The sequence below is a fragment of the Paenibacillus sp. FSL F4-0100 genome (genome assembly GCF_037993005.1).
In the GTDB taxonomy this organism is placed as follows: domain Bacteria; phylum Bacillota; class Bacilli; order Paenibacillales; family Paenibacillaceae; genus Paenibacillus_AQ.
Window position 1 is genome coordinate 2,852,078 of record NZ_CP150303.1, and the last position, 19,147, is coordinate 2,871,224.

Here is a 19,147-nt window from a genome sequence, read left to right on the forward strand (position 1 = left end):
GGGAGGGGGCTTTCTCTCTGCTTTTGGCAAAATTGTGACTAAAAAAGCACAAACGCGTAAGCGCTTGTGCTTCCATTTGACTTTGATTGATTTATTCGTTCTCGTAACCTTCTACGACCAGATCCAGCGCGCCGGTGTTAGGGTCGATAACCATACCATGAACGGGTACGTTTGGAGGAAGAAGAGGGTGGTTTTTGATCAGGCTCACCGTATTTTTTACGCCGTCCGTAATGTTATCGAAACCGCGAAGCCATCTGGATAACCGGATGCCGGAGTTTTCGAGCGTGGATAACACTTCATCGGATATGCCGCGGTCTCTCATATGCTGGATCATCTCATCGGCGTTCAAGGAAGCCATGCCGCATTCGTAGTGACCCACAACGATGACTTCTTCGGCGTGCAGCTCGTACAGTGCAACCATGACGCTTCGCATAACACTTCCGAAGGGCTGTGAAATGATCGCGCCGGCGTTTTTAATGATTTTGACATCGCCATTCTTGAAATTCATCGCTTTAGGGAGCAGTTCAACCAATCGTGTATCCATACAAGTGATAATGACGAGTTTCTTCTCAGGAAAACGCCCTGTCAGGTAGGATTCGTACTCTTTATTCTCTACAAAGCTGCGATTGTGTTCCAGAATGCTGTTAAGGTGTTTTTCCATCGATTTTCTCTCCTTTGTATCTATTGTTTATTTGTTGTTCTTATGCTCTGGCATCTAATACTTGAATGTTGGTACCGTAGTTCTGTCCGCTGCTGTCCAGGCGAAAGGAGTAGGTGGCTGGATCGGCGTCGAGCCTCATCTTCTCTTCGAAAAAAACGGCCTGCTTGCGGTTCATGATAAACGGCACCGGGCTGCCTGTCTCGACAGCGATATCTTCCATCGTCGGCTCATCTACAATACGCAGGCCTGGGAAGCCGTTGACGGCACATCCGCATCCCTCCGTGTCATAGATCAGCCTGATTGCGCCCGGTTTGTCCCCAAGTTTCTCCTTCAGCTTCAGCTCTGCTTGCGGGGTGAGTTGAATATTCACGGCATCCTGACACTCCTTTATATGTATATTGTTATTTATTCTTTCTGGAAGTTGATTATATACCTTGTAAAAAGTATCATCAATAGAGTATAGAAGAATCCTATTATTAAAAAAAAAGAAGGTGTGCCGGAATGGCAGTACAACATTTACCACAATGGGAACAATTTGATCGATTGGTTCACAAAATCATGAGTTATTACGAAGCTATTGGCCTACTTCACTGGGATTTACGGACGGGTGCTCCGCGCAAGGGAACCGAGATCCGTTCGGAAACGATCGGGGTTCTATCCACAGAGGCATTTAAGCTGCAAATATCGGAAGAGATGGGTCAGCTGTTATCATTTTTTTCGGAGCCGAAACAGGCAGAACAGCTGGATGATCGCAAACGCCGCATGATTGCGGAAGCCCGCAAGGTGTACGATCAGAGCAAATCCATCCCGCCTGAACGCTTTCAGGAGTATTCCATTCTCGCCGCCCAATCGGAAACGAAGTGGGAGGAAGCGAAGAAGAACAGCGATTTTGAAGGCTTCGAACCTTACTTAACGAAGATTGTTGCGTTCAAGCAAGAGTTTATTGAATATTGGGGCGTGAAAAATACCAGATACGACACACTCCTTGACATGTACGAGCCGGATTTAACAGTGGAAAAGGTGGATGCCATCTTCGAGCGCCTGAAAGCACGTCTGGTCCCGCTAGTTCACGCGATTCAGGAATCGCCCTTCAAGCCGAAAACGGACTTCTTGAAACAGCTGTTCCCGAAAGAACAGCAGGAGAAATTCAGCTTGTTCCTGCTGGAGCAAATGGGCTACGACTTTGAAGCGGGACGTTTGGACGAGAGTGTGCACCCGTTTGCGACGGGCCTGAATCCAGGTGACGTACGCATCACGACCATGTATCTTCCGGATGATGTGTTAAGTGCGGTATTCAGCTCTTTGCATGAGGGAGGGCATGCCCTTTACGAGCAAAATATCGATAAGGAGCTTGCAGGTACGCCGCTCTCCGGTGGTACCTCGATGGGCATCCATGAATCTCAATCGCGTCTGTGGGAAAATATGATTGGTCGCAGCCGTCCATTCTGGCGCCGTTATTTCGCGGATCTGCAGCAGCATTTCCCTGAACAATTGCAGGACGTGGACATCGAGGATTTCTATTTGGCCGCGAACAAGGTAGAGAACTCTCTGATCCGAATTGAGGCGGATGAGCTTACTTATAACCTGCACATCATCATTCGTTATGAGATTGAGAAAATGCTCTTTAACGAAGGGTTGGCGGTGAAGGATCTTCCGGAGACCTGGAACGCGAAGTATAAGGAATACCTCGGCATTATGCCGCCGAACGACGGAATGGGCGTTCTGCAGGACGTTCACTGGTCCGGAGGGGATTTCGGATATTTTGCTTCGTACTCCCTCGGCAACATGTATGCGGCTCAGATGCTTCATACGATGCGCAAAGAACTGCCGAACCTCGATCAGCTCATCGAGGAGGGGAATCTGGCTCCGATAAAGGAATGGTTGACAGACAAGGTTTACAAGTACGGAAAGAGCGAGAAGCCGTCCGAGATTATCGTACGCGTCACCGGAGAAGAACTGAATCCGGACTATCTGGCCGATTATCTCGAAGAGAAGTATAAAGAGATTTACAAACTTTAATTATCACTATAAACGACAAACGCAGCCCAAGTGGCTGCGTTTTTTTGTAGGTAGGACTATCCATAATGCCATTCAACATCCGCCAGCATACTCTATCAGGCGTTTAACCTTTGGGCAGGCGCTTGCATATGCTGAAAAGAAACATTGGGTTAATGGGAAATGGAGGGTTACGATGAAGCGTCAAAAATGGTGGGGGCTGGCGTTAACCATGCTGCTTGTTTGCGGAGTGGCGCTTGCCGGGTGCGGTGGCGGCGGATCGGCTACGAAGGTCAAGATTGGCGAAGTGACGCGCTCGATCTTCTATGCGCCGCAGTATGTCGCATTGGAAAAGGGATTTTTTAAGGAAGAGGGGCTTGATGTGGAGCTGCAGACGACCCCTGGCGGAGACAAAACGATGACGGCCCTGTTGTCGGGAGCCATCGATGTGGCACTTGTCGGCTCGGAAACTTCGATTTATGTGTATCAACAAGGCTCTGAAGATCCGGTCATTAACTTCGGACAGGTGACGCAGACGGACGGGACATTTCTGATGGCAAGAGACGGATCGGGTGCTTTTGACTGGAACAACCTGAAGGGTAAAGTATTCCTCGGTCAGCGTAAAGGCGGAATGCCGCAGATGGCAGGCGAGTTTACCTTGAATAAAAAAGGAATCGATCCGCACGCGGATCTGGAGCTGATTCAAAATATCGATTTTGCGAATATCGCCTCTGCCTATGCTTCCGGTACAGGTGAATTTGTTCAGCTCTTTGAGCCGCAGGCATCCATATTTGAAACAGAAGGCCGGGGCAAGGTGGTCGCGTCCTTTGGCGTAGAAAGCGGACGTTTGCCATATACCGTATTCATGACAAAGCAGAGCTATATCGACAAAAACGATGCAACGGTGCAGAAGTTTACGAATGCCCTTTACAAGGCACAGCAATGGGTGGATGCAAGCAGCCCGGAAGATATCGCGGATGCGATCATGCCTTATTTCAAGGATAGCGACCGCGACATCGTGGTGTCCTCCGTTAAACGCTACAAGGAGCAAGGCAGCTATGCAACCGATCCGATCGTGGACGAGGCGGAATGGAACAATCTGCTGGACGTGATGGAGAAAGCCGGGGAACTGAAAGAACGGGTTGCGCCTGACACAATTGTCAACAACAGCTTTGCCGAGAAAGCGAAACAAGCTAAATAATGAAGTACTCCTAATCCATAGAACGAAAGGAGAGAGCACCAATGGTACCGGTAGTTGAATTGAACGATATCGCTCACGCATATGTCACGGATCGGGAAGCCTCTCTGGCTGTGGAAGGAATTCAATTGAAGGTGGAACCGGGGGAGTTCATCAGCCTGGTTGGGCCTAGCGGCTGCGGCAAGACCACCATCTTGTCTGTCATTGCCGGCTTGCTGCAGCCATCCAAAGGAGTCGCCTACGTGAACGGCAAACCGGTAAACGGACCGTCGCCGGAAGTTGGGTACATGCTGCAGCAGGACTATTTATTTCCTTGGCGCACCATTATGGATAACGCCTTGATCGGCTTGGAACTGACGGAGCGGTTGAATCCAGAAAGCCGAGGCGTGGTACAGAGTTTGCTCAAGGAGATGGGTCTTGCGGACAGCGGTAATCTCTATCCCGCCCAGCTGTCAGGCGGAATGAGACAACGGGTTGCACTCGTAAGGACCTTGGCGACAGACCCGGGCCTGCTGCTGCTGGATGAACCTTTCTCCGCACTGGATTATCAGACGAAGCTGCAGCTTGAGGATCTGATCGTGGAGACCTTGAAGGAGCGGGGGAAAACCGCCATTCTGGTCACCCATGATTTGTCTGAAGCGATTGCGATGAGTGATCGTGTCATTCTCCTGAACCGCAACCCGGGGAGGGTTCACCGCATGTTCAATATTCCCGAGAACATACGCCGGGTGCAGCCTTTTTATGCTCGTAAGGAGCCAGGGTTCAACGAATTGTTTCATGAGATCTGGGGCGAAATGCAAACGATCGGGAAGGAGTGAAGCTTATGACAACAAGGGATGAGCCTTCTGCTTCTTCTTCGAAGGGCTGGCTCCAGGATATTTATGTTCAGCATATAAAGCGAAAGAAAAGTATGCGCACACGCGTGCTGACCGTCCAGCTTAGCTTGCTGCTGCTATTCTTTATCTGGTGGGAAGCGGCAGGCAGATTCAAATGGATAGACGTGCTGCTCTTCAGCTATCCGACCAAAATTTTTGCCAACATATGGGGGAATATGATCAGCGGCGAGTTATGGGGGCACTTGGGGGTCACGGTAGGAGAGACGGTTGTCGGATTCCTGCTCGGCACGCTGGTAGGCACGCTGCTGGCCGTATTCATCTGGTGGTCACCGTTTCTTAACAAGGTTCTGGATCCCTACATGGTTGTGTTCAACAGTATGCCGAAAGTGGCGCTGGGACCCATATTTATCGTGATGTTTGGCGCGGGTTTTACCGCTATTGTCGTCACTACGTTATCCATCACGGTCATCGTGACCACGCTTGTTGTTTACAACAGTTTTCATGAGGTGGATTCCAATCTGATCAAGGTCGTCCGGACCTTTGGCGGAACCAAGCGCCAGGTGTTTCAGCGAGTTATTTTGCCGGCTTCCTATCCGACGATCGTGTCAACGCTTAAGGTCAACGTGGGCATGGCGTGGGTCGGCGTCATCGTCGGGGAATTCCTGGTCGCCAAATCGGGTCTCGGTTACTTGATTATGTACGGCTTTCAGGTATTCAATTTTACGCTTGTGTTGTCGAGTCTGCTCATTATCGCCGTTGTAGCTACAGCTATGTATCAAATGGTGGTATATATAGAACGGATCCTGATGCGAGGCTAACTGAACTGGGTATTCAAGGAGGTTGACATGATCTGCACTATTTTGCTAGTATGTATCACGAAATAAATTTTCCTTTAATACAGTCCAGAGAGGCTGAAAAGGGCTACGTGATATTTTTAGGCTAATAATATCTATGTCTTCGCATGCCCTTTTGCCCTCTGTGCAAGAAGGGCTTTTTATTTTGCTTAAGTACCTCTTTTAAAGGGAGTCCTGTGAGGCTTCAAAAGAGAATGGAAAAGTCTTGTGTAATCCATTCCCTCAAACACGCTAAAAGAGAATTTTATCATCAAGAATTTGGAGGAACGCTAGAATGGATTATCGTAAGAAGACAGTAGTAGCTTCAGTAGCTGGTTTAACGTTGGAAGGAATGGACATTATGTTTGTTTCCTTTGCGATGACAATGATTATTTCAGAATTTAACATTGACTTCGCAACGGGTGGACTGATTTCTTCCATAACGAATATCGGCATGCTGCTAGGCGGTATTATTTTTGGGATTTTAGCTGATAAGTTTGGGCGGGTAAAGGTGTTTGCGAATACCGTCTTGTTGTTTGCAATTGGAACGGCTTTAACGGGATTAGCAGCGAATATTGAACAAGTATATATTTTCAGATTTATCGCAGGTCTTGGCGCAGGGGGCGAATATGGAATTGGTATGGCTCTCGTTGCTGAGGCTTGGCCGAAAAACAAACAAGGAAGAGCTTCCTCGTATGTGAGTGTAGGTGCACAGTACGGAGTTATTTTAGCAGCGTTGCTAAGTGCTGTCATTCTTCCGTTCTTGGGATGGAGAGCTTTATTCTTTGTTGGAGTGGTACCTGTCATTTTCGCCGTTATTGTGCGAAAGAACCTTGAAGAATCTCCAGAGTGGCTGGCTGCCCAAAAAAATAAAGAAACCAACAAACAACATGAAAAAGGCAAGCTGGCTCAACTATTTGAAACGCCTAGAACATCGCTGACAACAATTTCATTGATTATTATGGCAACGGTGCAAATTGCCGGCTACAATGGTTTGATGATTTGGCTGCCATCCATGCTGCAGAAATCTCAAGGTTTATCCGTTTCAAGTTCTGCTCTTTGGACCATTAGTACAGCGGTTGGCATGATTATTGGGATGCTTGCGTTCGGCCTGTTTATGGACCGATTTGGTGCAAAGCGTGCTTTTGGCATCTTCTTGCTTGCCTCTGCATGTGCTGTGTTTTTATACTCCTATGCTGCTGGAAGTGTTGCCATTTTAATCGGTGGCGCGATTGTCGGTTTCTTCTCGAATGGCATGTTTGCCGGGTATGGAGCTTTAATTAGCAGCTTCTATCCTGTGCAAATTCGAAGTACGGCGACAAATACGATTTTTAACTTCGGTAGAGCCATTGGAGGGTTTTCGCCAATCTTTGTCGGCTATATTCTTCAAAGTTATGATATGACGGTCGTCATGATCTACTTAGCCGCCTTATACTGCATTTCCCTTATCGTCATGTTGACTCTAAAAAAAGAGCCAAGTGAGGTTTTGCAACCCGTTGAAGTTAAATAAATTAAAGCATGAAAGAACGAATTCCACACCGTAGGGATTCGTTCTTTTTTATGTAAGCCCGGTATGCATATGTACTCCCCTTACCCACCAGATTTATACGGAGAAGAATTTATCTGTGCTAATTGAAGAACTTCTTAACTTATGTGGCTAGGAAATCGGCTGTGAATTTTTCAATAAATCCATATTTTACCCTGAAAGAAGCCTCGGGGTATGGGATAATGTCTTTGGGATGGGTTAGGAAAACTTGGAGGAAATGATAGCGATGAAATTTATAATTCGAAAGATGAGAGAGCCCGACGATTATGCTGCGGTTGCGTCGCTGCTCAATACGGTTTGGCCGGAACCGATAACGGCAGAACTTTTGAAGGAAGAGGAGGACCAAATCCCTCCGGGAAAGCTGGATTACAATGAGAAGGGCGAACTGACAGGATGGGATCGTCCCAAATGGGTAGCGGAAGATGAGTCGGGGCAAGTTGTTGCTTACGCTATCGTTTGGAGGGCACCTTGGACGGAGCCGGGTGAATTATTCCTCACCCTTGTCGTACACCCGGAAAGCCGTGGGAACATGGTGGGCAAGGCGATGTACGATACGCTTCACCAATGGGCGGCAGAGGTTAAAGCCTCTCAGCTGACCGTTATTTTGAGAGAAACGGACGCTTCGTCGGCAGCTTTTGCCGAACGTCGAGGTTACGTACAGGAGCGCCATATCTTCGAATCCGTTTTGGATCTGGCATCGTTTGACGACGACAACCTGTTTGTTGCGGTTGAAGAGGCAGAGCGGGCCGGAATTCAGTTCATTACATTAGCCGATGAGCCGGGAGAAGACGGGGAAAGAAAGCTCTATGAGCTGTACAAGGTTACGCAGCCGGATATACCGGGTTTTTCCGGCGATTTCCCTTGGTTTGAAGAATGGAAGAAATGGAGCATTGGACACAGCCGAGTGCGCCCGGAATGGATCCATATCGCCAAGGACGGCGACCGCTACATCGGTGTCGTCACATTGCAACAGAACGAGCAGACGCAGGCGATGTATCATGAATATACCGGTGTTCTGCCGGAGTACCGGGGCCGCCGCATCGCGCTTGCCTTAAAGCTGCTCGGCATTCAAACAGCACGTGCATGCGGAGTCCCTTATTTGAGAACGCATAACGATTCCATGAACGTCCCGATGCTTCGAATTAACCGTGATCTTATCGGTTTCCGGGCGGAGCCCGGGAATTACAAGATGGTGCATAAGCTGTAAACATCAACAATTGGAGAAAGAGGAAATAGAAATGGAAATAAAAAAAATCAGGAATAGAAATATTCTGTTTACGTATCGGCAGCCTGCTGGTTGGGATTTAAATGTTCAGCTTATACTCGGCAATCGATACAATTACATCATCGATACAGGCTTGGGCTCTGTGAGCATGGAGCCTGTCAAAGAATACATAAAGCATGATACCAAGCCCATCATCGTCATCAACACCCATTACCATTGGGATCACATCTGGGGAAACAGCTCGTTTCGAAACTGCAGGATTATATCTCACACGAGCTGCAGGGACATGATCGAGATACATTGGGAAGAGATGATGCAGAAATACGGGCATTTTGTTGACGGTGAAGCCGAAAAACTTCTTCCCGATCTAACTTTCGAACAAGAGATCTACTTTCCCGATGACCAAATAAGAATCATGTATACACCCGGGCATACCGCGGACTCCATCAGCATTATGGATGAATTGGAAAAGGTCATTCATGTAGGCGATAATATCGGTGATTCGATGGAGGAGCTGGTTCCAAGCCTCTATGGTGAAAAAGATGACTATATCAAGACTCTTTTAAAGTATAAAGAAATGGATATGGAACTTTGTGTGTCAGGGCATAATACGGTTACGGAAAAGCAAGTCTTTGACAAAATCCTGGATCTCTTATAAGGGGTTCCACCAACATTTTAACGGAAGTAGACACTAAATACTATTTAATAGTTATCCAAAAAGCCGGTTTTCCTCTCTAAGGAATCCGGCTTTTCATATTCAATGGACACTTGTACGTTATGTCTAACGAGAATTTATTCATAGCATCTAAGGATGCGGAAAATGCTCATAGCAGTCGACTAGAAGGATGTACTAAATTTGAAATAGCAAAGAGGGGCGAGGCCCCTCTTTCATTTAACTACACTTCACTCTCTTCCATCGCTCGGATTGACTCGGCGACCTTGGCCATCATCGAGCATTCGATCCGTTTGCGGAACACGTCACAACTAAACTCGTAAATTCCGTTGATGGAACCCGTCGCATGCAAAGCATTGGCAGGGCAGCCGCCACTGCAGTAGAGTTTAGCCCAGCACCCCTTACACTCCGGCTTCGTGTAGCAATTGCTCTCTTGGAATTGGCATTGCAGCTCAGGCCGCGTGATGCCATCCCAGATGTTGCCCATGCTGTACGCTTCATCCCCGACAAACTGGTGGCAAGGGAACAGTTCGCCCCATGGTGTGACAGCGAGATATTCTGTGCCTGATCCACAGCCCGTGATCCGCTTCTGAATGCACGGTCCCTCTGAGAGATCAAGCATGTAATGATAGAAGGTAAACCCTTTGCCATGTTTGCTGCGCTCAATCATTTCCTTGGCGAGAATTTCGTACTGATTGTATATCTCCGGGAGATCCTTCTCGGTAAGCGCATAAGGTTCCCGTGGATCACAGATGACCGGCTCCATCGAGATTTTGTCAAAACCCAGATCTGCGATATGGAAGATGTCGTTGGTGAAGTCGACATTGTTCCGCGTATACGTTCCCCGTACATAGTATTCTTGATCTCCGCGCTTCTGGATGAATTCCTTGAACTTCGGCACGATAGAATCATAGCTGCCCTTACCGGTAACGGTTGTGCGCAGCCGATCATGTACCTCTTTTCTTCCATCCAAGCTCAAGACGACATTGTACATTTCCTGATTTAAAAACTCGGTAACTTCATCGTTGAGCAGCATGCCGTTCGTGGTGAAGGTGAAGCGGAATTTTTTCTTCCATTCCTTCTCTTTGCTTCGTGCGTATTTTACAATCTCTTTGACGACTTTCCAAGCCATAAGCGGTTCCCCGCCGAAGAAGTCGATATCAAGGTTTCGGTGATGGCCAGAATTTTCGAGCAGATAATCGATAGCTCTTTGCCCAACCTCTACGCTCATAATTGCTCGATCACCATTGTATTTCCCTTGGCTGGCGAAGCAATACTCGCACGACAGATTGCAGGTATGTGCGACATTGAGACAGAGCGCCTTTACATACGTTTTACGTGTTTTTAAATGAATAGATAGGTCCTCATAGGCATCCTCTGTAAAAAGCTGCTCATTCTTAATAAGTTCCTCGACCGCTGAGATTGTCTCCTGAATGCTTTCCTCTGTATATTGTTTTTCCATGAACGTCAGGATTTGTTCGGGTGTTACATGTTCATAAAGCGCAATAACTTCATATGCCAGGTCATCAACAACATGTACAGAGCCACTATAGGTGTCGATTACGATATTGTATCCGTTCAGTTGATATTGATGAATCATACTGCGAATCAAGCTCCTTTTTACTACAAATTGCAGGCGGCTATTCAGCAGAAACAACTTCGCCGTCCTTGTAAGGACGGCGGCGAGTTTCTTTGCCCATTTGTTATTTGTTCATTGCGTTCTCACAACGCTGATTAGCTACGCCGCAGGAAGTCTTGCAAGCAGATTGGCAAGATGTCTGGCATGCGCCGCATCCGCCGTGTTTTGCAGTGTCCATTAGTTTGCGTGTGCTTAGTGTTACGATTCTTTTCATCATGAATAACTCCTCTACCATTTCGTGAATTCGAATAAACTCGCTACGTTGAACTATGGTAACAACAACTTGGAATACTCAACAATCAAAAAGGTCACACTAATTGGAAAATCTAATGGTCGAGGCCACCCAGGCATGGTTGTTTATGGCATTAAAATAAGCTAGGATGAAGATACCTTATAATATGTAGTCACATGAAAGGTAACATATATAGTCATCATCAACTCGCCTGGAGGCTCTTCATCACATGGGATTTCGTGTCATCAAAACGGCTGCGGCAAGCCTGCTTGCCATCTTAATTACAGATGCCTTGAACATACCGGGGGCTACGTCCGCCGGTCTTCTTGCTATACTCGGCGTTGACGTCACGAGAAAACGGAGTGTGCGCTCCATATCGTCCAGATTGTTCGCTTCATTGCTGGGCCTGGTGCTGGCGTGTATTCTATTTTATTTTCTCGGTTTTCATTATTGGGTACTAGCCATATACATATTGCTTGCATTTCCCGCGATTTCAAAAGCGAACTTTAAGGAAGGCATCGTAACCAGCTCGGTCGTGGTGTTTCGGGTGTTTCAGGGGAAAGAGATCGGAATGGACATTTTGCTAACCCAAATTGAACTGTTGATTATCGGTCTCGGATCGGCCATGCTTGTGAACTTGGTTTATATGCCGAACAGCGAGGGAGCGATGATGGAGATTCGCCGGAAGGTGGATGGGCTCTTCTCTGTCATTTTCCATCATTTCTCGCTTACGCTTCGAGATCCCGAGCATATATGGGACGGTAAAGAGTTAATTGAGGCTAACCGGCAGATTGAAAGAGGAATTGAGGAAGCGAAGCGGGCATCGGAGAATCAGATGATTCATCCGGACGGCTCCTGGAACATCTACTTTTATATGCGGAAGGAACAGATGGAGAATATCCAGAGCATGATGCATCAGATATCCCAGGTGTATGAGAGGCTTCCTCATGGCGTGCTGACGGCGGAAATATTCGATCAGTTAAGCAAGGATGTCATTGCCGAAGGATATACGGGCAAGTCCGAAGGACTGCTGATTGAGCTGGAGGACTTGTTTAAAGAGATGGAGCTGCCGACGACCCGCGAAGAATTCGAGGTCCGGTCCGCCATCCTGCAGTTATGCCATGAGCTGGAATACTATTTGAATATTTCAAAGAAGTATAAGGCACCCACGGCGAAAAAACCGCAGAAGCGCGCGGATTCGGCCGTATAGCTTAGGGATTTGCAAAAAAAAATCTGATATTTTTAGCATCATATGAATTTATTTGGACCACTTCATTCAACATTCGCCCATGTCTTGCATACACATGTATGGAATGATTGTATGGAGGAGGTTCGAAGATGTCATTGAGTCATAAACACCAATGTAGAGAAATCATCACGAAGGCGATCTGCGGCAAGGGTCGTAAATTCTCTACCGTAACACATACCGTGACTCCGCCTAATAATCCGACCAGTATTTTGGGGGCTTGGATTATAAACCATCAATACGAGGCGGTTGCCGCCGGAGACGGAATTGAAGTTATTGGTACTTACGATGTTAACATCTGGTATTCCTATGACAAAAATTCACAGACCGATGTGGCGAAAGAAACGGTATCGTATGTAGAACGCGTGCCTCTTTCTTATCTGGATCCGAAGCATCGTGCATCCACGGTGGAAGTGTCGGCTGAAGCGACACAGGAGCCGAGCTGCGTTGAGGCCAGCGTATCCTCGAATGGCACGAGTGTCATTCTGCGGGTAGAGAGAGAGTACGCGGTGGAGCTGATTGCGGAAACCAAGGTCGTTGTCAAAGTATGCAGCCATCACCATGGCGACTACGAAGACAAAGAATTCGATTACGTCCTGGGAGACGAAGGCGATGATTACGAAGACCTTGATTACGAAGGTCTGGAGGATGAACTGTAAGATAACCCTCCTGTAGGAATGATTCTAATCTTAACATATGCAGTGAGGGCAGCTTTGCGGAGGGCGGATGCCCTCTTTTTTATTTTTTTTTACAGGGGGACTAGGAGATGGCTCAATTTAAAGTAGAACCAGTTGCTGTAAAAGAATATGTACCATTGAAGGGAGCTGCTGTGCTCCTCGCGCAAGCACGTCTGATCAGATCCGGAATACCATGCTCTCTGGGTTTGAGTACAGTTGAGGAGAAGCATTTCACGGCCAGGTACGCGGTTCATGTCGAGGGGTTGTCCGCAGTCTCGATCCGCTCTTATCAGCTTGGCGGCAGCGAAGTGATATTTGAGCCCGATCCCGAGAACGGGAGGTATGAAGACGGCCTGCATCGGAGATTGGAGAAAGCAGCCCTGCGGTCGCTGTATACGCTGGGTGTGGATGAAGGAGAGGTCATCATCACGGCCCGGCCCGGGCGAAGATATGTAGTCGAAGGTGTCCGCATGAAAGCGGGCCGGAATAAAACCGTTATGAGTGCCAAAGGCCAACAGGCGGCAGGTTTTCACGCGCATAACGAAGACAGTGAGTTTCCTTTGACTCCTCCGCTGCTCATGGGGATGGATCCCGAATTTGTGCTGATGAAGGATAACGGAGATATTGTGTATGCATCCGAATTTATGGAGCGTGGCGGGTCAGTCGGCAGTGACGCCGTTCGTTATCGGGGTGAGGTCATATACCCCATTGCCGAGCTGAGGCCGTTACCGAGAGCAAGGCCAAAGGAGTTAGTGATTGAAATGCAAAAAGCTCTGCGTCAAGCCCAGAGCCTAATTACCGATCATTCATTAACATGGAGGGCAGGAGCTCTGCCTTATGGTGATTTCCCGTTGGGCGGCCATATTCATTTCAGTGGGGTACCGCTTTCCCTGTCTCTTCTTCAGACCCTGGATAATTATTTGGCTCTGCCGCTGGCGCTGCTGGAAGACCCCAAGGGGCGTCTTCGTAGGCCCCGTTATGGATATCTGGGGGATTTTCGGAGACAGCCATATGGTGGGTTTGAATACCGTACGCTTCCCAGCTTTCTCGTTTCGCCGCTTGTCGCGAAGGTGTCACTCTATGTTGCCTATCTGGCAGCTCGGTACAGCGACCGCTTGCTAGCGAGGCCATTCAATACGGAACGTTACCATCGCGCCTATTATGAAGGCGACAAGTCCGTGCTTCAAGAATGTATTGCAGGCTGGCATAGGGATTTGTCAGCACTGCCGGAATATTCGGACTTTGCTCGTGAAATCGAACTGGCTCTTGCACACATGGAGGCGGGGCGCGTTTGGGATGAAAGCAGAGATATCAGGCCGCTGTGGAATATTCCCGTTTAAGAGGTTGTTCAAAAAGTCCGATTTTGATCACGAAGTGAATCAAGAAGCAACTCGGCATCGAATCTTGAATTCAGCCGGGCCTTCCGGTGCTCACGTACAAACTACGTACGCTCCGCTCCTCACTCCCTAGCTTCATCCAACCTTCTCGGTGCTGAAAACCGACCTTTTTGAACGCGCACGTTAAACCGTGATGCCTTGCGATCAATTTCTGTTATAATGGAGGTCAAGCTAGAAGGTAATGGAGGTACGTCATGGCTAAATATACGCCGATGATTGAACAATATTTGAAGGTCAAAGAACAAGCGCGCGATGCGTTTCTTTTTTTCCGCTTAGGCGATTTTTACGAAATGTTTTTTGATGATGCGATCCTCGCATCGAAGGAATTGGAGATTACGCTGACCGGCCGCGAAGGCGGCGGTGCAGAGAAAATACCGATGTGTGGAGTGCCCTATCATTCCGCGGAGGGTTACATCCAGCGGTTGATTGAGAAAGGGTACAAAGTCGCCATCTGCGAGCAGATGGAAGATGCTTCTGTCACCAAAGGCATGGTGCGGCGGGAAATCGTTCGGGTCGTCACGCCGGGGACCATCATGGACGGCAAGGTCGTGCACGACAAATCGAACAATTACATGGTGTGCGTTACGGAAGCGGGCGGATTGATGTCTTTATCGGCATGCGATCTGTCCACAGGTGAGCTTTATGTGACATCAGTGCCATCTTCGGAGGAATGGCTGCGGGATGAGATTGGCCTTTATGAGCCTTCCGAGATCATTGGGGACGCTTCCCTTCTTGATATCATCTCTTCTCAGGCGCTTCCAGGCAGCCGCAACATTGTCTATACGGCTTGGGATCGTAGGGAGGACGCATTGGTTCGCTCCCAATTCGGAGAACCGGCCTGGGCCCGCCTGGAAGAGGAGCGAAGAGCCTGCATATCCCTGCTGATCTCGTATTTAAGCGAGACGCAGAAGCGGTCACTGGGACAGCTGACGCAGATTGCTTCCTACGAACCGGGACAATACATGGTTCTGGATCCATTCACCAGACGCAACCTGGAGCTGGTTGAGACAGTTCGTGAGCGTTCAAAGAAAGGTTCGCTCCTGTGGCTTCTGGATCGCACGGAAACCTCGATGGGAGCCAGACTCCTGCGGCGGAGAATCGATAAACCGCTGCTGTCCCGCAGCCGGATTGAAGAGCGGCTGGAGGCTGTTGAGCATTTGTATAACCAGTACATACTGCGTGAAGATCTGCGGATGGCGCTTAAAGAGATATACGATCTGGAACGGTTGGTCGGCCGGATTGCGTTTGGCAGCGCGAACGGACGGGATTTGAACGCGCTCAAGCTGTCGTTAAGACAAATTCCTTCCCTGAAAGAGCTGTGTGCCCATTCGGCTTCCGAGACGCTGCGGCGGGTGGCTGCGGATACGGATATTTGTGACGATCTGTGTGAACTGATCGAGAATGCGATTGTTGATGAACCGCCGGTGTCCGTGCGTGACGGAGGCATCATCAAGCCGGGCTATCACGAGCGGCTGGATGAGTTTCGTGAAGCGAGCACCAGCGGCAAACGCTGGATCGCCGAGCTGGAAGCGAAGGAACGCGCGGCTACGGGGATCAAGTCGCTGAAGATCGGTTACAACAAGGTGTTTGGCTATTATATCGAGGTGACCAAGTCCAATCTGTCGTCCCTGCCGGAAGGCCGGTACGAACGCAAGCAAACCCTGGCGAACGCGGAGCGTTATGTCACGCCCGAGCTGAAGGAGAAGGAAGGTCTGATCCTGGAGGCGCAGGAAAAGATGGTGGATATGGAGTACGCCCTCTTTACCGAGCTCAGGGACAAGCTGAATACCCAAGTAAGCCGGTTGCAGAAGCTCGCTGAGCGCATTGCAGAGATCGACGTCTACCAATCGTTGGCTGCGGTCAGTGCGGAATATCGGTTCGTGAAGCCGGAACTGAGCGAAGGTTATGATTATATCGTTGAAGGCGGTCGTCATCCTGTTGTAGAAGCCGTCATGAAGGATTCATCGTTTATCGCGAACGGAACGGATTTGCGCAAGGACGGCTCCTCGATCCTGCTTATTACCGGTCCGAATATGGCTGGAAAAAGCACGTACATGCGCCAGGTTGCCTTATTATCGATTCTGGCCCAGATGGGCTGTTTTGTCCCGGCAGAGCGTGCGGTTGTCCCGCTGGTCGACCGGATCTTTACCCGCATCGGGGCGGCTGACGATCTGATCGGCGGTCAGAGCACCTTCATGGTGGAGATGGCGGATATTCAGGTCATGACGGAAAAAGCGACGCCCCGCAGCCTGATCATCATTGATGAGCTTGGACGCGGTACGTCGACGAGTGAAGGCATGGCAATCGCACAAGCCGTGATTGAGTATGTGCATGACCATATCGGCTGCAAGGCATTGGTATCAACGCATTTCCATGAGCTTGCCCATCTACAGGAAAGCCTTGGCGGTCTTAAAAATTATTCCATGGCGGTTCAGGAAAGCGGAGACAAAGTGCATTTCCTCCGCAAGCTGATCCCTGGCGCAGCCGACAGCAGCTACGGCATTTACTGTGCGAGATTGGCCGGCTTGCCCGGCAGTATCATTGACCGCGCCTATGGGCTGCTGCAGGGCCTGGAGATGGCTTCGCTGGCCGCGGTGGCATCAGAGCAAGGGGCTGTGATGCAGCGCGAGCAGCCAACTGCCGCACCTCAGTCCGATGAAAGACGAAGCGGACCGGAAGCTGTGTATGAGCATCGAGAAGATACAACGCTGTATACTGAAGGCTTGGGCGGTGCTGACCAGAAAGGCGGCGTGGTACAGCTCTCCATTTTTGGCGAGGAGGAAGTGCCTGAATCGAGTGCTAAGCCTGGTAAGGATCAGCACTCGATGCCGCAGGAAGCCTCTCAAGATCCTGCGATCAAGAGCCTCATTGATGCTGTTAAGGGCGCGGACGTGATGAATATGACGCCGCTTCAGGCCATGCAGTTCCTGAATGACCTGAAGCTTCAAGCGAAGGATATGTGATTTAGCATAGGAATGAAATGAAACGGAGGTAGGAACGATGGGGATTATTCGGATTTTGGACGAGCATATTGCAAACCAGATTGCTGCCGGTGAGGTGGTGGAGCGACCTGCCTCCGTTGTGAAGGAGCTAGTCGAGAACGCCATTGATGCCGGGAGCACCAAGATTGACGTAACGGTTGAAGAAGGCGGACTGGACAGCATTCGCGTGACGGATAACGGTGCCGGCATTGATCCGGAGGATTGCGAGACGGCCTTTTATCGTCATGCAACGAGCAAAATCGCTGAAGGCCGCGATTTGTTCCAAATCACCAGCCTTGGATTCAGGGGCGAAGCCTTGCCATCCATTGCGGCTGTATCCAAGGTACGTCTGGTTACCTCCAATGCTCAGGATGGGCGCGGACGTGTGATCGAGATCGAAGGCGGTCATCTGCGCGTGAACGAAGAGACGGCCGCACCCAGAGGAACGGATTTCCTCGTGAAGGAATTGTTCTTTAATACGCCGGCAAGGCTGAAATATATGAAAACAATCCAAACGGAGCTGGGGCACATATCCGACTATCTGTACCGTCTGGCCCTCTCCCGGCCGGATATTGCCTTTACGCTTAGGCACAATGGAAACTCGCTGCTGCAGACGCTGGGCAATGGCGATGCCCTTCAGGTCATTGCGGCCATATACGGTACCCAATCGGCCAAAGCGATGCTGCCGTTCGAAGCGGAGAATATGGATTATACGTTAAGCGGATATATCAGCCGCCCGGATTATACGCGGGCAAACCGTAACGGCATGTCGCTCATCATTAACGGGCGGTATGTTCGGAATTACGGCTTAATGCAGGCGATTTTGAGGGGTTATCATACGCTGCTGCCGATCAACCGGTTTCCGCTCGTTGTCATCCAGCTGTCCATGCACCCCTCGTTGATCGATGTGAATGTGCATCCATCCAAGCTGGAGGTGCGGTTCAGTAAAGAGCAGGAGCTGTTCGCTTTTGTGGAGGAAGAGATTCGCAAGGTGCTGCAGCAGGAAATCCTTATTCCACGTCCGGCCAAACAAAATATTGGCAAAAGCGACAACGCCTATATCCAGGAACAACTGCAATTTTCTTCTGCGCAAGGTCGTGTCTCTGCGATCGGTAGCGGTAATGAACGGGATATCGCGATCCCAGGAAGCGGCGAGCTTTCCACTGGTGGAAACATGCCTCTCCATGCGTCGCCTGCGTCGACACGGCCGGAGGGTCAGGTATTCACTCAGTCTGAGTCCAATATCAAGCAGACTTATGGGGCCGGAGCAGCGGGAACAGCTGCCACCTCGCAAATGCGGGAAACGGCAGCAGCTTCTTCTTACCGCAATGATTACCGCAATGAGACCAGGGGGAATGCCGGAATTCCTGCCATAACGAAGGAGTGGCTGCAGGCGGCCTCAGGACCGGCTCCCGAAATTCCGCCATTTCCGGAGCTTACGCTGATCGGCCAGCATCACGGCACCTATCTTATAGCGCAGAATGATACCGGGCTGTACCTGATTGATCAGCATGCCGCACATGAGCGGATTAACTACGAGTATTACTATGAACAGTTTGGCAACCCGGCAGACGCATCCCAGGAGCTGCTGCTGCCGATTACGCTCGAATTCACGCCCTCGGAATCGGAGAAGGTGAAGGAACGGCTGCATTGGTTTGAGAAGGTTGGCGTTTATATGGAGTTTTTTGGCGGCCATACCTTTCTGGTTCGTTCCCATCCGTTCTGGTTCCCTAAGGGCGACGAGAAGGCCATTATCGAAGAGATGGCTGAATGGGTGCTGAGCGAACGCAATATTGATATCGCCAAGCTGAGAGAAACCTCGTCGATCATGTGTTCCTGCAAGGCTTCCATCAAAGCCAATCAGAAGCTGACGGAGCAGGAGGCGATGACGTTGATTCAGCGTTTGGGCGCCTGCCGGCAGCCATACACATGTCCGCATGGACGACCGATCGTGGTTTCGTTCTCAGCCTATGATTTGGAGAAAATGTTTAAACGCGTGATGTAACAG

Annotated in this window: 16 protein-coding genes; 12 read left to right on the top strand and 4 right to left on the bottom strand. The window is 49.5% G+C overall.

The genetic code is table 11. From position 1 onward, the window contains the following. Positions 1 to 91: 91 nt before the first annotated feature. Both MHH48_RS12755 and MHH48_RS12760 read right to left on the bottom strand, forming a co-directional pair. Positions 92 to 661: a carbonic anhydrase gene (locus MHH48_RS12755; RefSeq protein ID WP_076321116.1), complete on the bottom strand. Its 570-nt coding sequence runs from the start codon at positions 659 to 661 to the stop codon at positions 92 to 94. 40 nt (positions 662 to 701) lie between these two features. Beyond that, complete coding sequence (locus tag MHH48_RS12760; RefSeq protein ID WP_076321117.1) at positions 702 to 1,031, bottom strand: iron-sulfur cluster biosynthesis family protein; 330 nt, start codon at positions 1,029 to 1,031, stop codon at positions 702 to 704. Between the two features lie 131 nt (positions 1,032 to 1,162). On the opposite strand from MHH48_RS12760, the gene MHH48_RS12765 reads away from it, so the two are divergent. From MHH48_RS12765 to MHH48_RS12795, 7 genes are all read left to right on the top strand, one after another. After that, complete coding sequence (locus MHH48_RS12765) at positions 1,163 to 2,680, top strand: carboxypeptidase M32 (protein WP_076321118.1); 1,518 nt, start codon at positions 1,163 to 1,165, stop codon at positions 2,678 to 2,680. Positions 2,681 to 2,852: 172 nt separating this feature from the next. Next, positions 2,853 to 3,857: an ABC transporter substrate-binding protein gene (locus tag MHH48_RS12770; RefSeq protein ID WP_076321119.1), complete on the top strand. Its 1,005-nt coding sequence runs from the start codon at positions 2,853 to 2,855 to the stop codon at positions 3,855 to 3,857. Positions 3,858 to 3,898: 41 nt separating this feature from the next. Then, positions 3,899 to 4,672: an ABC transporter ATP-binding protein gene (locus MHH48_RS12775; RefSeq protein WP_076321120.1), complete on the top strand. Its 774-nt coding sequence runs from the start codon at positions 3,899 to 3,901 to the stop codon at positions 4,670 to 4,672. Positions 4,673 to 4,677: 5 nt separating this feature from the next. Then, complete coding sequence (locus tag MHH48_RS12780; RefSeq protein ID WP_076321121.1) at positions 4,678 to 5,508, top strand: ABC transporter permease; 831 nt, start codon at positions 4,678 to 4,680, stop codon at positions 5,506 to 5,508. Positions 5,509 to 5,818: 310 nt separating this feature from the next. Next, positions 5,819 to 7,033: an MFS transporter gene (locus tag MHH48_RS12785; protein WP_076321122.1), complete on the top strand. Its 1,215-nt coding sequence runs from the start codon at positions 5,819 to 5,821 to the stop codon at positions 7,031 to 7,033. 262 nt (positions 7,034 to 7,295) lie between these two features. Further along, positions 7,296 to 8,276, top strand: coding sequence for a GNAT family N-acetyltransferase (locus tag MHH48_RS12790; RefSeq protein ID WP_076321123.1), 981 nt, complete (start codon positions 7,296 to 7,298; stop codon positions 8,274 to 8,276). A gap of 31 nt (positions 8,277 to 8,307) precedes the next feature. Further along, positions 8,308 to 8,952, top strand: a complete 645-nt coding sequence (locus MHH48_RS12795; RefSeq protein WP_076321124.1) for an MBL fold metallo-hydrolase — start codon at positions 8,308 to 8,310, stop codon at positions 8,950 to 8,952. Between the two features lie 238 nt (positions 8,953 to 9,190). Here the strand turns inward: MHH48_RS12795 and scfB are convergent, their stop codons facing one another. Next, positions 9,191 to 10,567: a thioether cross-link-forming SCIFF peptide maturase gene (gene scfB / locus MHH48_RS12800; protein ID WP_076321125.1), complete on the bottom strand. Its 1,377-nt coding sequence runs from the start codon at positions 10,565 to 10,567 to the stop codon at positions 9,191 to 9,193. Between the two features lie 103 nt (positions 10,568 to 10,670). After that, positions 10,671 to 10,820 (bottom strand): six-cysteine ranthipeptide SCIFF, encoded by a 150-nt coding sequence (gene scfA, locus MHH48_RS12805; RefSeq protein WP_076321126.1) that lies wholly within the window; start codon positions 10,818 to 10,820, stop codon positions 10,671 to 10,673. 247 nt (positions 10,821 to 11,067) lie between these two features. Between scfA and MHH48_RS12810 the strand changes: the two genes are divergently transcribed. The 5 genes from MHH48_RS12810 (at position 11,068) to mutL (ending at position 19,144) form a co-directional block, all read left to right on the top strand. Continuing rightward, entirely contained in the window at positions 11,068 to 12,048 is a 981-nt protein-coding gene (locus MHH48_RS12810) for an aromatic acid exporter family protein (RefSeq protein WP_076321127.1), read from the top strand. Between the two features lie 128 nt (positions 12,049 to 12,176). Further along, positions 12,177 to 12,743 carry an outer spore coat protein CotE gene (locus tag MHH48_RS12815; RefSeq protein ID WP_076321128.1) on the top strand — a complete coding sequence of 189 codons (567 nt, stop codon included), beginning with the start codon at positions 12,177 to 12,179 and terminating at the stop codon, positions 12,741 to 12,743. A 107-nt stretch (positions 12,744 to 12,850) separates the two neighbouring features. Beyond that, complete coding sequence (locus tag MHH48_RS12820; RefSeq protein WP_076321129.1) at positions 12,851 to 14,101, top strand: hypothetical protein; 1,251 nt, start codon at positions 12,851 to 12,853, stop codon at positions 14,099 to 14,101. Between the two features lie 251 nt (positions 14,102 to 14,352). Further along, positions 14,353 to 17,121 carry a DNA mismatch repair protein MutS gene (mutS, locus tag MHH48_RS12825; protein ID WP_076321130.1) on the top strand — a complete coding sequence of 923 codons (2,769 nt, stop codon included), beginning with the start codon at positions 14,353 to 14,355 and terminating at the stop codon, positions 17,119 to 17,121. A 37-nt stretch (positions 17,122 to 17,158) separates the two neighbouring features. Continuing rightward, complete coding sequence (mutL, locus tag MHH48_RS12830; RefSeq protein WP_076321131.1) at positions 17,159 to 19,144, top strand: DNA mismatch repair endonuclease MutL; 1,986 nt, start codon at positions 17,159 to 17,161, stop codon at positions 19,142 to 19,144. Positions 19,145 to 19,147: the final 3 nt, after the last annotated feature.